This window comes from Actinomadura sp. KC345 (assembly GCF_004348515.1).
Taxonomy (GTDB): Bacteria; Actinomycetota; Actinomycetes; order Streptosporangiales; family Streptosporangiaceae; genus Spirillospora.
The window spans coordinates 38,853-54,821 of sequence record NZ_SMKH01000011.1 but is presented as its reverse complement, the minus strand read 5'-3'; the positions used below and the strand labels follow the sequence as shown (position 1 = coordinate 54,821).

Below are 15,969 nucleotides of genomic sequence, written 5' to 3'. Positions count from 1 at the left end.
CCCCTGACGCCCTCCCGCGCCGCACGGCCTCGGAGGGGAGGGGCGCGACGGGAGCGGCCCGCCGGCCGGAGCCGCCGCGCCCCGCGCGCGGCTAGCCTCCGCGGTCAGCCCGCGCGGCGGCGGAACGCCAGCGGCAGCGTGAGGAAGATCACCCCGGCGGTCAGGGCGAAGGCGGCCGGGTAGCCGGTGTGGGTGGCGGCGACGCCGAACGCGACGCCTCCGATGCCCATGCCGCCGTCGTAGCCGATGTTCCAGATCGCGCTGACCGTCCCGTACCCGGAGGCGGGCACCCGCTCGTACATCGTCGACAGGCTCGCGTTCTGCGTGACCCCGAACCCCGCGCCGAACAGGATCATCGAGACGAACACCGCGACCGGGTTCGGCACGAGGACCAGCAGCGCGACCCCGGCCGCCGAGAGCAGGACGGCGGGCGCCAGCAGGCGCGCGGCGCCGTGCCTGTCCCCGACGCGTCCCGACCACCAGCGGGTGAAGGTCGTCGCGGCCGGCTGGACGAACAGCGCGGCGGCGGCCACTCCCGCCGCCGGCACCGCCTCCGGCAGGAACGTGATCAGCACGCCCGCCGCCATCGCCGTCGAGGCGAACGCGGCCGCGGGACGCAGCAGGCCCGCCGACCGCAGCCCCTCGACGATGCCGAAGGGCCGCTCCGCCGGCGTGGACGCCCGCCGCCGCGGCAGGCCGGGCAGCATGGCCAGTGCCGGGAGCGGGAGCACCGCGGCCGCGACGAACACGGGCGGGTAGCCGACCTGCTCGGCGAGCCACACGCCCAGCGGCAGCGCGAGCACCGCCGGCAGCTGGGAGGTGACGCCGAACAGGCCGAGCGCCTCGCCCCGCCGCCGCGCCGGGGCGAGCTCGGCGACCATCGCGTTCGGGACGACGACGGCGATCCCGAAGCCGACGCCGCGCACCAGGCTCACCGCGATGATCGTCGGCATGTCCGACGAGGCGGTCAGCGCGAGCGGCGGGAGGCCGAGCAGCAGCAGCCCGGCCGCGAGCACCGGCACGTGTCCGAACCGGGCGAGCAGGCGGGGCAGGGCGAGTTCGACGAGCACCGTCGTCAGCATCAGCGAGCCCGTCGCGAGGCCCGCGCCGGTGCGGCCCGCCCCGCCGGACACGGCGTACATCGGGACGACCGACAGCAGCAGGAAGACCCCGGCCAGGCTCGTGAACGTGGCCGCGAACACCAGCGCCAGGTGCCGTCCGACCAGGCGGGGGCGGGCCTCGTGGGCGTTCTCGCGGGCGCCCCCGTCCCGCCGTGACGACTTGCTCATGCCGACGACGTTAGGAGATCGCCCGGACCGCCCGGTTCTTGAGTTGGTTGCTAAGAGCGGCCGCCGACCATGTGAGGAGACTTCATACCGCCTTTTGTGCCCGTGGGACACGGTGGTCTGCGTTCGGTGTCCAGCCCACCCCTGGAGCGAGAATGCGACTACGGAGCCTGTTCACCACCGCGGCGCTGGGCGTCGCCCTCGCGATTCCCGTGGTCGCGGCGCCGCAGGCGGTCGCCGTGCCCCAGACCAAGGCCGCCGCGCCGCCGGGCTGTGACGCCACCGACGCCGAGATCTACGCGGAGCCGCCCGCGACCGTCCGGGGGAACCCGGGCGACCTGCTCGCGTGCCGCCCGGCGAAGCTGACCAACATCCCCGGCGGCATCCCGATGCAGGCGTGGAAGGTCCGGTACGTCTCGACGGACGTGAAGGGCGCCAAGAACGTCGTGACCGGGACGGTCGCCGTCCCCGACGCCGCCTGGGACGGGGACGGCTCCCGCCCGACCGTCGCGTTCAACCCCGGGACGCTCGGCTCCGGCCTGCAGTGCGCGTTCTCCAAGCAGCTCGCCGGACAGTACGTCGACATGTACGAGGGCGGGAACCTTCAGAGGTTCCTGGAGGCCGGCCACGCGGTCGCGGCGACGGACGGCGTCGGCTACCTGAACGGGCAGGTCCACACGTACATGATCGGCGCCAACGCCGGTCACGCGCTGCTGGACATCGTCCGGGCGTCCCGCCAGATCCCCGGTGGAACGCTCACGGCGGACGGCGACGTCGGCATCTCCGGCTACTCCGAAGGCGGCGCCGCCGCGCTGTGGGGCGCGCAGCTCGCCGCGTCCTACGCGCCGGAGCTGAACGTGGTCGGCGCGGCGGCGGGCGGCGTGCCCGGTGACCTGAAGGTGACCGCGAAGGCGCTCAACGGCAGCCTGTTCGCGGGCTTCCTCGCCGACGCGCTCGTCGGGCTGAACGCCGCCTATCCGGAGATGCCGTTCGACGAGCTGATGAACGAGCGGGGCGAGCGGGCCATCGCGGACGTGAAGTCCAACTGCCTGTTCGGGACGCTCGCGGTGTTCCTCGGCGCGAGGGTCGAGGACTTCTCCACCGACGGCCTGACGCTGGAGCAGCTCTACGCGGTGGAGGGCCCCGGCGGCGTGACCTGGGGCGAGATCGTCGACAGGCAGAAGCTCGGCGTCGGGATCGGCACCGCGTCCTCGAACGCCAAGTACAAGATCGGTTTCCCGGTGTTCCAGTATCGGGGCTGGTTCGAGGAGATCATCCCGCACGAGACCGAGGACGCCACGAGGCAGCGCTACTGCGACGCCGGCATCAACACGACCTGGAAGAACGACTACCCGGCCGAGCACCTGAGCACCGACTGGGCCGCGGCCCGGGACGTGACGGGCTTCCTCGATGACCGGTTCACGGGCAAGCCCGCCGAAGGCAACTGCTGATCCGTCCCCCGCCAGGCGGGCCGGGCCGCCGGGACGACCGGCGGCCCGGATCCGTGACCGGGGACCCGCCGACCAATCCGTAAGGAGCCATCCATATGACAGCGGGCGTCGCCGATGCCGGCAGCCGTACCCCGCAGCCCGACATCTCCGGGACCGTCCCGCTGCCCGAGCGCATCGCGGTCGTGGTGTTCGTGGCGGCGCCGATCATCGGGGTGCTGGCGGCGGTCCCCTTCCTGTGGGGCTGGGGGATCGGCTGGACCGACGTGGCCATCTTCGCGTTCCTGTACCCGCTGAACGCGATCGGGATCACGGTCGGCTACCACCGGCACTTCACGCACGGCGGATTCAAGGCCAAGCGCTGGCTGCGGATCGCGCTCGCGATCCTCGGCGGGCAGGCCATGCAGGGGTCGGTCGTCCGGTGGGTCGCCGATCACCGCCGCCACCACAAGTACGCCGACCAGGAAGGCGACCCGCACTCGCCGTGGGCGTACGGGCCCGGCGTGTGGGGCCTCACCAAGGGGCTGTACCACGCGCACATGGGCTGGCTGTTCAGCAAGGACCGCACGTCCCGCAGCAAGTACGCGCCCGACCTGCTCAGGGACAAGGACATCCGCTTCCTGTCCCTCGACCCTGTCTACGCGGTGATCGTGCTCTCCACGTTCCTCGTCCCGATGGGGCTCGGCGCGCTGCTCACGTTCTCCTGGCACGGCGCCCTCACCGCGCTGTTCTGGGCGGGGCTCATGCGGGTGTTCGCCGGCGAGCACATCACGTTCTCGATCAACTCGATCTGCCACGTGTTCGGCAGGGAGGACTTCAAGACCCGCGACCGGGCCCGGAACGTGTGGTGGCTGGCGATCCCGTCGTTCGGCGAGTCCTGGCACAACCTGCACCACGCCGACCCGACGTGCGCCCGGCACGGCGTCCTCAAGGGGCAGATCGACATCAGCGCCCGCGTCATCTGGCTCTTCGAAAGGCTCGGCTGGGTCTGGGACGTGCGCTGGCCCGACCACGAGCGCCTCGCCGCCCGCCGCGTACCCCGCGAGCCCCACGGCGCGACCGCCGAGGACTCCGCCTCGTCCTGACCCGCCTCCAGTACGGGAGCAACGAAGCATGACCGAAACGCCCGCACTCGACCGGACCCCCCTCATCGAGCGGCTCTCCCGGTTCGCCAAGGACTTCCCCGACGACCGGGCCTACACGTTCATGGACTACATGACGGACCCGGACGGCATCGCCCTCGACGTCACCTGGGGTGAGCTGGACAGGCGCGCCCGGTCCATCGCCGCGGCGATCCGCCGCGCCACCGGGCCGGGACGGTGCGTGGCGCTGCTCGCGCCGCAGGACCTCCACTACGTCAGCGGGTTCCTCGGCGCGATGTACGCCCGCGTCATCGGCGTCCCGCTGTTCTCGCCCGACCTGCCCGGCCACGGCGACCGGCTGCTCGCCGTCTACAAGGACGCCGAGCCTGACGTCGTGATCACGTCGAGCGCGTCGCTGCCCCACGTCGAGGCGTTCCTGGCGGACGAGAGCGTCCCGGCGCCGGCCGAGATCATCGTCGCCGACCGGGTGGACGGGTCGCTCGACTGGACGCCCGAGCCGATCGACCCGGGCGACGTCGCCTACCTGCAGTACACGTCCGGCTCGACCCGCACCCCCGCCGGCGTGATCATCACGCACGGCAACTTCGCGACGAACGCCGAGCAGCTGTGGGGCACGTTCGAGGGCATCCCGCGCGAGTCGACCGGCGTGAACTGGCTGCCGGTGTTCCACGACATGGGCCTGGTCACCACGGTCGCGCTCCCGCTGGTCTACGGGAACCCGGGCGTGATCATGGACCCGGTCGCGTTCATCATGCGCCCCGTCCGCTGGCTGGAACTGCTCAGCGAGCAGTCGCACGCGTTCACCGGCGGCCCGAACTTCGCCTACGAGTACCTCACCGAGCAGGTCACCGAGGACGAGAAGAAGAACCTCGACCTCAGCGGCGTGCAGGTGTTCATGAACGGCGCCGAGCCGATCCGGGAGAGCACGCTCAGCGGGTTCTACGAGGCGTTCAAGGACTGCGGGCTGCGGCCCGAGGCGCAGGTGTGCGCCTACGGCCTGGCCGAGGCGACCGTCTACGTGTCGGCGTCGTCGCGCTTCCGGCCGCCGACGCGGCGGGCGTTCGACCACGAGCTGCTGCGCCGCGGCGCGGCCGAGCCGTGCGACGCCGGTGCGCCCGGCGCGATCCAGCTGATCGCCTGCGGGACGTCCTACGGCCAGCACGTCGTCATCGTCGACCCGGACACCGCGGACCGCCTCCCCGACGGCAGGGTCGGCGAGATCTGGGTGCACGGGCCCAACGTCGCCGCCGGTTACTGGGGACGCCCGGAGGCCACCAAGGAGACGTTCGAAGCCGAACTCAAAAGCGTTTCCGGGGGGTCTGAGGGGTCGTCTCCCCAGAACGGCAACGACCCGGGGGACCTGCCGCGCCGGCCGTGGATGCGCACCGGCGACCTGGGCGTCATGCACGAGGGCGAGCTTTTCGTCACCGGCCGGATCAAGGACCTGGTCATCGTCGACGGCCGCAACCACTACCCGCAGGACATCGAGGTCACCGTCTCGGGCGCGCACAAGGCGATCCGCCGCGAGTACACCTGCGCCGTGTCCGTCGACGTGCCCACCGCCACGGGCGAGACCGAGGGCCTCGTGGTGGTCGCCGAGCGGAACCGGCGGGTGCCGATCGCGCTGCTCGACCTCGACGAGGTGGCCCAGGGGGTGCGGACGGCCGTGAAGCAGCAGCACGACCTGCGCGTCCACGACTTCGTGCTGATCGAGCCCGGCGGGTTGCTCCGCACCAGCAGCGGCAAGATCGCGCGCGCCGCCTGCCGCCAGGCCTACCTCGACGGGGCCCTGCCCCTCACGAAGCCCGCCCGGCTTCGTTGACCTGCGGCGTGTTGTTGTTATGGAAGGCCGGATAACAACAACACGCCGCAAGTCAACGGCTCGTCGCTCCTGTGTCGCGGATCCAGACGGGGAGCAGCAGCATCAGCTCCAGCCGCAGCGCGGGGTCCTCGATGTCGTAGTCGAAGAGCTCGTGGAGCCGCGCGAGCCGGTACCGGACCGTCTGCGGGTGCACCGACAGCGCTTCGGCGGCGTCGGTCGCGTTGAAGCCGTGCCTGAGGCACTCCAGCATCGTGACCGCCAGCCGGCCGCCGCGCTGCGGGCCGAGGGCGGTGAGCGGCGCGAGCCGGCGCCGCGCCGCCGCCTCGGCGAGCGTCCAGCCCTCCTGCAGCAGCAGGTCCGGCAGGTACCCGTCCGCGCGGACGAGGGCGCCGGCCCGCGCCTTTCCGTTCGTGCCCGGGTCCGGGGCCTGCCCGAGCCGCCCGGCCACCATGAGATCGAGCGTCCGGTGCGCCCAGTGCAGCGACACCCCGGCCTGGTCCGCCGGGACCGAAGGACCGACCGCGCCCGTCCAGCCGCGGAGCGTGGCGGTGAGCCGGTCGGCCCCGCCGGGGCGGTCGGGGTCCGGCATCACCAGGCAGGGCCGCCCCTTGTCGAGCCCGCTCAGCAGGAACGGCGGCAGCCCCGCCGGTCCCTCCCCGCCGCTGCCGGGACGCGGGCTCAGCACGATCACCGCCAGCCGTTCCGGGAGGTCCCATCCCGCGAGGCCCGCCTGCTCGGCCACGATGTCCCTGGGCGCCGCCGGCTCCGACAGCAGCAGGCTCAGCAGCCGGCCGCGCCGCTGCTCCCGCTCGCCCGCCGCCTTCTCCCGCGCCCGCGCGTAGCCCTGCGCGGCGGCGGAGGCCAGCAGGTCCAGATACGCGAAGTTCACCTCGGTCAGCGAGATCGCCAGCTCCCGCGGTTTCTTCAGCCGTTCGGCCTCCCGGGACAGGTACCGCCAGGCCGTCCGGGACGCGATCCGCAGCGCGTTCTGCAGATGCTCCAGCGACCGCCCCTCGACCGCCTCCCCGTACCCGATGTCGAAGAAGACCTGGTGCACCTCCCGCCAGGACGCGTCGGGGTCGGCGATCATCTGGACGAAGTGCCCCATGCCCTGCTCCGCCGCGACCCGAATCACATCGATGTAGACGGGATCGTCCGGGCGGGCGTACTCGGGAACGTGCCGCAGCACGCCCTCCACCATGGAGTCGACCAGGGCCGGGAGATGCGGCCGCATCCACCGCGCCACTTCCTTCGGGACGTCCCGCCACGGCTGGTCCGACAGCCCGTCCCCGGAGGATTTCGCGCCTAGTTCGGTCAAAGCGTCACCTCCACAGCGGACACCCGGGCCGCCAGGCTAGGCACATCCCGCCCCCTGCGACACACACTTCGCTGACAAACCCGCCCGAAACCGGAGACCGGCTACGCCGTCAGCGTGAGCAGGACGACCGCGACTCCGGCGCCCGCCAGCCCCGCCGCCTGCGCCGCCGACAGCCGTTCGCGCAGCGCGGTGACGCCGAGCAGGACCGGCACCACCGGATACAGCGACGACAGCACGACCGCGATGACGACGAGCTGCTCGCGTGTGGCCAGCAGGTAGAAGACCAGCGCGACCGTCGCCAGGGCTCCGTTCAGCGCGGACCAGAGCCAGGTCTTGCCGGACGGGAGGCGGCACTGCGGCGACCCGGCCATCGGCGCGATCGCGAGGACGGCCGCGACCCTGCCCGCCGCCACGGGCCAGAGGCCCGCATCGCCGCCGGCCTGTGCGAGGGCCAGGTACTGGATCCCGATGCCGCAACTCGCGACGAGCCCGTTGAGGAGCGCCGCGCGTACCCTGCCGTGGTCCTCCGAACGCGACCGGGAGACGAGCCACAGCGCGGGCAGGACCACGGCGATCCCCGCCCACGCGGGCGCCGACGGGCGGTCGCCCAGGAACGCGACCCCGGCCACCACCGGCAGCGCCACCCCGCCGACCGCGCTGACCGGGACCACCACGCTCATGTTCCCGTTGCTGATGCCCCGGTAGAGGAAGACCATCGCGGCGCCCGTCCCGACACCCGACAGCGCGCCCCACCCGAGGTCGGCGCCGGTCACGCCGGGCGCGGGGACGAGCAGCGCGGCGGCCACCGCGCACACCAGCCCGCCGGCCTGCCCGAGGAGCGCGACGGCACGGAAGTCCGCCCGCCGCGACAGCAGGCCGCCCCAGACGTCGGCGACGCCGTAGGAGAGCGCCGACGCCAGTGCGAGGGATACGCCGGTCACGCGGCTCCCGCGTCACGCTCGGCCTGGCCGACCGGGCACACCGCACCGTCCGTGCAGCACCGGCGGTCGCACAGCCGGCACATGACCTCCGCGTCGCCGATCTCCTCGTACAGGCGGGCCAGCAGCTTGGCCAGGAGGACGGTGAACGTCTCGCGCTCGTCCTCGTCCAGGACGGACAGCACCCCGGCCAGCGGCGCACCGCGCGCCGTCAGCATGTCCCGCACCGTGTCCTCGCCCGCGGGGGTGAGCCGCACGTGGACGGCGCGCCCCTCCCGCCTCCGGCGCTCGGCCAGGCCGGTGGCCTGCAGTCCGTCCACCATCCGCGCGGCGGCGGACTGGGTCAGCCCGACGCGCCGCCCCAGCTCGGTCACGCCCAGTTCCGGCGCGTCCGAGAGGACGATCAGCGCCGCCGCCCCGCTCGCGCTCACCCGCCCGGATCCGGTGGCGGCGTCCAGGACGAGGTCGGTCACCGCCAGCGACGCGGCGCCGAGCAGGTTCGCCAGTCTTTCATGCATGACTCATGCATAGCATGCGTTCGCCCAACGGTGAAGGGGGCGTGTCCGTCCGGGGAGGCGGGCCGTTTCGCGTGCCATGCTGGCGGGTACCGGCGCAGCGGAGGTCGGCCGATGGATCATGGAACGGTGCCCGCCGGGGACGGGCGGCGGCGGATAGCGCGGACCGATGTCCTGCTCGCCGATCCCCGGCTCGGCGAGGCGGCGGGACGGCTCGGCCGCGGGGTGGTGAAGGCGGCCGTCGCCGAAGCGCAGCGGCGGGCCAGGGCGGGGGAGATCCCGCCGGAGGCGGTGGCGGACGCGGCGGTGGAGTCGCTTCCGGCGACCGCGTCCGGGCTGCGTCCCGTGATCAACGCGACCGGCGTCCTGCTGCACACCAACCTCGGGCGGGCGCCGCTGTCGGACGCCGCGCGGGAAGCCGTCGCCCTGGCCTCGGGCGCGACGGACGTGGAACTCGACCTGGAGACGGGCCGCCGGGCGCGGCGGGGGCGGTCGGTGCTGGCGGCGCTGCTGGAGCGGGTGCCGCAAGCGGAGGCGGCCCACGTGGTCAACAACGGCGCGGCGGCGCTCGTGCTGGCCGCGACCGCGCTCGCGGGGAACCGGGAGATCGTCATCAGCCGCGGCGAGATGGTCGAGATCGGGGACGGCTTCCGCATCCCCGCGCTGCTGGCGGCGACGGGCGCGCGGCTGCGGGAAGTCGGCACCACGAACCGCACCACGCCGGACGACTACGCGGCGGCCGTCGGGGACGAGACCGGCTTCATCCTGAAGGTGCACCCCTCGAACTTCCGCATGACCGGTTTCACGCACGGCGCCGACGTCGCGGAGCTGACCGGGCTCGGGGTCCCGGTGGTCGCCGACATCGGCTCGGGCCTGCTCGCGCACGAGCCGCTCCTGCCGGACGAGCCCGACGCGGCGTCCATGCTCAAGGCGGGCGCGCACCTGGTCACGGCCAGCGGGGACAAGCTGCTCGGCGGGCCGCAGTGCGGGCTCGTCCTCGGGCGGGAGGAACCGGTGCGGCGGCTCGCCCGCCATCCGCTGGCACGGGCGCTGCGGGTGGACAAGATGACGCTCGCCGCGCTGGAGGCCACCGTCCGCGGCCCGCGCCCTCCAACGGACGCGGCCTTGCACGCGGATGAGGCGGCGCTGCGGGAACGGGCCGGACGGCTCGCCGCGCGGCTGCGGGACGAGGGGGTGGACGCGATGGCCGTCGAGAGCGAGGCGGCGGTGGGAGGCGGCGGCGCGCCCGGCGTCGTGCTGCCGAGCGCGGCGGTGTCGGTGCCGGACGCGTACGCGGCGCGGCTGCGGCGGGGGACACCGGCCGTGATGGGACGCGTCGAGGACGGGCGCTGCCTCCTCGACCTGCGCGCGGTGCCGCCCGGCCAGGACGGCGAGATCGCCGGGGCCGTCCGGGCGGCGGCGTCATGATGCACGTCGTCGCGACCGCCGGGCACGTCGATCACGGCAAGTCCACGCTCGTCCGGGCCCTCACCGGGATGGAGCCCGACCGGCTGGAGGAGGAGCGGCGGCGCGGCCTGACCATCGAGCTGGGTTTCGCCTGGACGGCGCTGCCGGGCGGCGGGCGGATCGCCTTCGTGGACGTCCCCGGCCATGAGCGCCTGGTCGCGACGATGCTCGCGGGGGTGGGGCCCGTCCCCGCCGTGGTGTTCGTGGTCGCGGCGGACCAGGGCTGGCAGCGGCAGTCCGAGGAGCACCTGGCGGTCCTGGACGCGCTCGGCGTCCGGCACGGCCTGCTCGCCGTGACCCGCTGCGACCTGGCGGACGCGGCGGCGGCGGACCGGGTGCGGGACGAGGCGCTCGCCCGCATCGAGGCGACCTCGCTCGGCAGGGTGGAGGCGTTCGAGGTCAGCGGCTCGAAGGGCGACGGCATGGACGGGCTGCGCGCCGGGCTGGAACGGCTCGCCGGATCGCTGCCGCCCCCCGATCCGGACGCCGACGTCCGGCTCTGGGCCGACCGGGTCTTCACCGTCCGGGGCAGGGGCACGGTCGTGACCGGGACCCTCGGAGCCGGGACCGTCCGCACCGGCGACCGGCTCTCCATCGGCGGCGGACTCGTCCGTGTCCGCGGTCTGCAGAGCCTCAAGGAGGACCGCGACGAGGTGAGCGCCGTGGCCCGCGTCGCCGTCAACGTGCACGGCGGACCGGGCGGGATCGGCCGGGGCGAGGCCCTCCTGACGCCGGGACGCTGGCTGGCGGGCGACGTCGTCGACGTGCGGCTGCGCGGCGATCCCGCACGGGAGCTGCCGCGCGAGCTGATGCTGCACGCGGGGTCGGCGGCGGTCCCGGTCCATGTCCGCCCGCTCGGCGGCGACACCGCACGGCTCTCGCTGCGGCGGCCGCTGCCGCTGCGGGTCGGCGACGTCGCGCTGCTGCGCGACCCCGGGCGGCACCGCATCCCCGCCGGGGTCACGGTGCTCGACGTCCGCCCCGAGCCGTTCACCAGGCGGGGCGCGGCGGCCGCCCGGGCCCGCGAGCTGGCCTCGCTGACCGGACGCCCGGACGGCGACGACGAGCTGCGCCGCCGCGGCCTCATCAGACGCTCCGAGCTGGTCGCGATGGGCGTCCCGGTGCCCCGCGAACCCGTCGCGGGCGAATGGCTCGCCGACCCCGGCCACTGGGACGGGCTCCGCGAGCGGCTCGTCACGGCCGTCGACGAGCACGCCGCCGCCAACCCGGCCGACCCCGGCCTCCCCGCCGACGCCGCCCGCCGGGTCCTCGGCCTGCCCGACCGGGCGCTCGTGGAGGCCCTCGCCGCCGGGCTGCGGCAGCGCGACGGCCGGATCTACGGCCGGGTGACCGCCCCCGAACTGCCCGCGGACGTCCAGGCGGCGGTGGACGCCGTCCGCCGGGAGCTGACCGAGACCCCGTTCCTGGCACCGGACGCGAACCGGCTCGCCGAACTCGGCCTCACCCCGAAGCTGCTCGCCGCCGCCGCCAGGGCCGGCGCGCTCCTCCGGCTCGGCGACGGGATCGTCCTGCTGCCCGGCGACGACGCCCGCGCCGCGGAGCTGCTCGCCGAGCTCGGCGGCGCGTTCACGATGAGCGAGGCGCGCCGCGCGCTCGGGACCACCCGGCGCGTCGCCGTCCCGCTCCTGGAGCACCTGGACGAGGCGGGCTACACGGCCCGGGTGGACGACATGAGGCGCCGCTGCACCGGAAGGACGACATGACCCGGACCGGGACGACCAAGAGGCTGACCGAGTACGCGCACGGCGGCGGCTGCGCCTGCAAGATCCCGCCCGGTGAGCTGGAGGACGTGGTCGCGGGCCTGAACGCGGCCCCCGAGGTTCCGAACGGGGAGCTGATCGTCGGCCTGGACACCGGCGACGACGCGGCGGTCGTGCGCGTCCCCGGCTCCCCGGACGGCCTGGCCGCCGTCGCCACCGCCGACTTCTTCACCCCCGTCGTCGACGATCCGTACGACTGGGGCCGCATCGCCGCCGCGAACGCGCTGTCGGACGTGTACGCGGTCGGCGGCCGTCCCCTCGTCGCGGTGAACCTGCTCGCCTGGCCCCGCGACGTCCTGCCGTTCGAGATCGCGCGGGAGGTGCTGCGCGGCGGCCTGGACGTCGCGTCCCAGGCGGGCTGCCACGTCGGCGGCGGCCACAGCGTTGACGACCCGGAGCCCAAGTACGGCATGGCCGTCACCGGGGTCGCCGACCCGGCCCGCCTCCTCCGCAACGACACGGGCAAGCCCGGTGTGCCGCTCACCCTCACCAAGCCGCTCGGCCTCGGGATCCTGAACAACCGGCACAAGGCGACCGGCGAGGTCTTCGAGCACGCCGTCGCCGCGATGGTCGAGCTGAACGCCGCCGCGTCCGCCGCCGCCCTGGACGCCGGGGCGGTCTGCGCGACCGACGTGACCGGCTTCGGGCTTCTCGGCCACCTTTACAAGATGGCCCGCGCCTCCGGTGTCACGGCCGTGATCGACGCCGCCGCCGTCCCCTATCTGGACGGGGCCCGCGAGTCCCTCCGCGCCGGATACGTGAGCGGCGGCACCCGCCGCAACCTCGACTGGGCCGCCCCGCACACCGACTTCGGCGCGACGGGCGAGGAGGAACGTCTGCTCCTCGCCGACGCCCAGACGTCCGGCGGCCTCCTGGTGGCCGGCGAGATCCCCGGCGCCCCTGTCATCGGCGAACTGACCCCCGCCACCACCCACCCCCTCATCATCCGTTGACTTGCGGCGTGTTGTTGTTATGGAGCGCTCCATAACAACAACACGCCGCAAGTCAACGAGGCTCGGTCAGATCTCTGTGCCCGTCTCGTCCGTGATGCCGGCTCGGGTGCGGTACTCGCGGACCAGTGCCGGCGCCTCCGGGCCGCGGGGGCGGCGGCCCGGCAGGATGTCGACGGCCAGCGCCTTCGCCTCCTGGATGTGCGTGTTCGGATCCAGGACGAGGTGCAGCAGCTCGTTCGCGGCGTCGCCGACGCTGTACCCGTTCGGGCCCCAGTGGTAGGGGAGGCCGATCTGGTGCAGGGTCCGGCCGTCCACGGTGAGGGGCTGCATCCGCTCGGTCACCAGGACCCGCGCCTCGACCACGGCGCGCGGGCTGACGATCGTCGCCCAGCCACCGTGCTCCAGCCGCCGCTCGGCCGCCAGCTCCGGCGACACCTCGCAGAAGAACTCCGGCTGCAGCTCGGCGAGGTAGGGCTGCCACCGCGACATGCCGCCCGCCGTGTGATGCTCGGTCAGCCGGTACGTCGTCGCCACGTACGGGTACACCTCCGCGCCCGGCGACGCGCCGCTCGGCGCGTACCGGTTGTCGGGGTGCGGCGGCAGCAGGTGCCGGACGGGGTTGCGCTGCTGCCCGTACAGCGGGTTCGTGAACGGCGACTCCTGCGGCTCGTAGTGCGCGGGCAGCGGCCCGTCCGTCAGCCCGGCCGGGACGTACAGCCACGCCTTGCCGTCCGCCTGCATGATGAACGGGTCGTCGCCGGCGAGCGCGTCCGGGCCGGTCGCGTCCCGGGGCGGCTTGTGGTCCGGTGCGCGGTCGGCGATGAAGTCGGGCACGTCGTGGCCCGTCCATGTGCCCTGCTCGGCGTCCCACCACACGAGGGCCTTGCGGTCGCTCCACGGGTTGCCCTCGGTGTCGGCGGACGCCCGGTTGTAGATGATGCGGCGGTTCATCGGCCACGCCCAGCCCCACTCCGGCGCGACCCAGTGCTGGTCGCCGCCCGGCTTGCGGCGCGCGGTCTGGTTGACCCCGTCGGCGTAGCAGCCGCAGTAGATCCAGCAGCCGCATGAGGTGGACCCGTCGTCCTTGAGCTGCGTGTACGACGACAGCGGGTTCCCGTCGGCGTCGTAGCCGTTGATCTCGCCGAGGACGGCCTCGGCGTCGGGTTCGCCGAGGCCGCCGTGCGTGGGGTAGTCCCACGTCAGGTCGAGGACCGGGCGGTCCATCTCGTCGGCCGAGTCCGCCAGCTTCTCCCGGATGATCCGACCCAGGTGGTACGTGAACCACAGGTCGCTGCGCGCGTCCCCGGCGGGCTCCACCGCCTGGTGGTGCCACTGGAGCATCCGCTGGGTGTTGGTGAAGCTGCCGTCCTTCTCGGTGTGCGTGGCGGCGGGCAGGAAGAACACCTCGGTGCCGATGTCCTCGGTCCGCATCTCGCCCGACTCGATCTCCGGGCCGTTCCTCCACCAGGTCGCCGACTCGATCAGCGAGAAGTCGCGGACGACGAGCCAGTCCAGGTTCGCCATCCCGAGCCGCTGGATCTTGGAGTTCGCGGACCCGACCGCCGGGTTCTCGCCCATCAGGAAGTAGCCCTTGCACGTCCCGTCGATCTGCGCGATCGACGTCTCGTACGTGCTGTGCGAGCCGGTCAGCCGCGGCAGGTAGTCGAAGCAGTAGTCGTTGCCGGCCGTCGCCGCGTCGCCCCAGTACGACTTCATCAGGCTCACCATGTAGGAGCGCATGTCGCCCCAGAACCCCTTGCGCGCCGACTCTCCCTTGATGAACGAGTCCAGGCCCTGGCCGGCGTGCGCGTGCGGCATCGGGATGTAGCCCGGCAGCAGGTTGAACAGCGTCGGGATGTCCGTCGAGCCCTGGATGGACGCGTGCCCGCGCAGCGCGAGGATCCCGCCGCCGGGGCGCCCGATGTTGCCGAGCAGGCTCTGCAGGATCGACGCCGTCCGGATGTACTGGACGCCGACCGAGTGCTGCGTCCAGCCCACCGCGTAGACGAACGCGGACGTCCGGTCCCGGCCCGAGTTCGCGGTCAGCATCTCGCACACCTGGAGGAACTGGTCGCGTGGAACGCCGCAGATCCGCTCCACCAGCTCCGGCGTGTACCGCGAGAAGTGCCGCTTGAGCACCTGGAACACGCACCGCGGATGCTGGAGCGTCGGGTCCCGCTCCGGGTGGCCGACGCCGATCGGCGCGCCGCCGGATCCGTGCTCCTCACCGCGTCCCGTCTCGGCCCTGACGAGGCTCTCGTACGCCATGTCCCGCTGGCCCGACGCCGCCTGGACGTGCATGCCCTCGTACTGCCACGTGGTGTGGTCGTAGCTGCGGGCCTCCCGGTTCAGGCCGGAGAACACGCCGTCGAGGTCCTCGGTGTCGCGGAAGTCCTCCGAAAGGATCACCGAGGCGTTGGTGTACGGCACGACGTAGTCGCGGAAGTACTTCTCGTTCTGGACGACGTAGTTGACGATCCCGCCGAGGAACGCGATGTCACTGCCCGCGCGCAGCGGAACGTGGGCGTCCGCGAGCGCGCTCGTCCGCGTGAACCTCGGGTCCACGTGGATCAGCTTCGCGCCGCGGGCCTTCGCCTCCATCACCCACTGGAACCCGACCGGATGGCACTCGGCCATGTTCGAGCCCTGGATGACGATGCAGTCCGAGTTCTGCAGGTCCTGCTGGAAGGTGGTCGCGCCGCCGCGTCCGAACGAGGTTCCCAGACTGGGAACGGTGGAGGAGTGTCAAATGCGCGCCTGATTCTCGATCTGCACCGCGCCGAGCGCGGTGAACAGCTTCTTGATCAGGTAGTTCTCCTCGTTGTCGAGCGTGGCGCCGCCGAGGCTCGCGATGCCCAGCGTCCGCCGGACCCGCAGTCCGTCCTCGGTCTCCCACTGCCAGCTCCGCCGGCGCGCCTCGATCACCCGCTCGGCGATCATGTCCATCGCCGTGTCCAGGTCGAGGCTCTCCCAGCGGGTGCCGTGCGGGCGCCGGTAGAGCACGCGGTGCTCGCGGGCGGACCCGGTGGTCAGCTGGAGGCTGGCCGAGCCCTTCGGGCACAGCCGCCCCCGGCTGACCGGTGAATCCGGGTCGCCCTCGATCTGGGTGACCTTGCCGTCCTGGACGTACACGTCCTGCCCGCAGCCGACCGCGCAGTACGGGCAGACGGATTTCACGACCTTGTCGGCGGTGTTCACCCTCGCGTCGAGCCGTTCGCTGCCCGCGCTCTTGGCGGCCGCTCCACGGCCCAGCGGATCGTCGCCGGTGAACTGGCGGTAGACGGGCCATGACCCGATCCAACTGCGAACGCCCATGTCACACCACCCCTCACCTCGGC

Annotated in this window: 11 protein-coding genes; 6 read left to right on the top strand and 5 right to left on the bottom strand. The window is 73.4% G+C overall.

Annotated elements, in window-relative coordinates; genetic code table 11:
• Positions 1-104: 104 nt before the first annotated feature.
• Positions 105-1,289: an MFS transporter gene (locus E1281_RS03585; RefSeq protein ID WP_131875667.1), complete on the bottom strand. Its 1,185-nt coding sequence runs from the start codon at positions 1,287-1,289 to the stop codon at positions 105-107.
• Between the two features lie 152 nt (positions 1,290-1,441).
• Between E1281_RS03585 and E1281_RS03580 the strand changes: the two genes are divergently transcribed.
• From E1281_RS03580 to E1281_RS03570, 3 genes are all read left to right on the top strand, one after another.
• A complete protein-coding gene (locus E1281_RS03580) occupies positions 1,442-2,737 on the top strand; it encodes a lipase family protein (RefSeq protein ID WP_131875666.1) in 1,296 nt (431 codons plus the stop codon).
• A gap of 95 nt (positions 2,738-2,832) precedes the next feature.
• Positions 2,833-3,819 (top strand): acyl-CoA desaturase, encoded by a 987-nt coding sequence (locus E1281_RS03575; RefSeq protein ID WP_131875665.1) that lies wholly within the window; start codon positions 2,833-2,835, stop codon positions 3,817-3,819.
• A 28-nt stretch (positions 3,820-3,847) separates the two neighbouring features.
• Entirely contained in the window at positions 3,848-5,659 is a 1,812-nt protein-coding gene (locus E1281_RS03570) for a fatty acyl-AMP ligase (RefSeq protein ID WP_131875664.1), read from the top strand.
• 52 nt (positions 5,660-5,711) lie between these two features.
• Here the strand turns inward: E1281_RS03570 and E1281_RS03565 are convergent, their stop codons facing one another.
• The 3 genes from E1281_RS03565 to E1281_RS03555 all read right to left on the bottom strand — a co-directional run bounded on the left by E1281_RS03565 (position 5,712) and on the right by E1281_RS03555 (position 8,433).
• Positions 5,712-6,977, bottom strand: a complete 1,266-nt coding sequence (locus E1281_RS03565; protein WP_243716542.1) for a helix-turn-helix domain-containing protein — start codon at positions 6,975-6,977, stop codon at positions 5,712-5,714.
• Positions 6,978-7,078: 101 nt separating this feature from the next.
• Positions 7,079-7,918 carry an EamA family transporter gene (locus E1281_RS03560; RefSeq protein ID WP_131875663.1) on the bottom strand — a complete coding sequence of 280 codons (840 nt, stop codon included), beginning with the start codon at positions 7,916-7,918 and terminating at the stop codon, positions 7,079-7,081.
• A complete protein-coding gene (locus E1281_RS03555; RefSeq protein ID WP_131875662.1) occupies positions 7,915-8,433 on the bottom strand; it encodes a MarR family winged helix-turn-helix transcriptional regulator in 519 nt (172 codons plus the stop codon). Before E1281_RS03555 ends, E1281_RS03560 begins: the two co-directional genes overlap by 4 nt.
• Before the next feature lie 111 nt (positions 8,434-8,544).
• Here E1281_RS03555 and selA point away from each other — a divergent pair, with 111 nt between their 5' ends.
• The 3 genes from selA to selD are packed head-to-tail and all read left to right on the top strand — an operon-like array spanning position 8,545 to position 12,631.
• A complete protein-coding gene (selA, locus tag E1281_RS03550) occupies positions 8,545-9,858 on the top strand; it encodes an L-seryl-tRNA(Sec) selenium transferase (RefSeq protein ID WP_131875661.1) in 1,314 nt (437 codons plus the stop codon).
• The gene (locus tag E1281_RS03545; protein ID WP_243716540.1) at positions 9,855-11,621 is read left to right on the top strand and encodes a SelB C-terminal domain-containing protein; all 1,767 of its coding nucleotides are present in this window, start codon (positions 9,855-9,857) and stop codon (positions 11,619-11,621) included. Before selA ends, E1281_RS03545 begins: the two co-directional genes overlap by 4 nt.
• Positions 11,618-12,631: a selenide, water dikinase SelD gene (gene selD, locus E1281_RS03540; protein ID WP_131875660.1), complete on the top strand. Its 1,014-nt coding sequence runs from the start codon at positions 11,618-11,620 to the stop codon at positions 12,629-12,631. Before E1281_RS03545 ends, selD begins: the two co-directional genes overlap by 4 nt.
• A 66-nt stretch (positions 12,632-12,697) precedes the next feature.
• On the opposite strand, the gene fdh is transcribed toward selD, so the two are convergent.
• Positions 12,698-15,946: a formate dehydrogenase gene (gene fdh / locus E1281_RS03535; protein WP_207943081.1), complete on the bottom strand. Its 3,249-nt coding sequence runs from the start codon at positions 15,944-15,946 to the stop codon at positions 12,698-12,700.
• Positions 15,947-15,969: the final 23 nt, after the last annotated feature.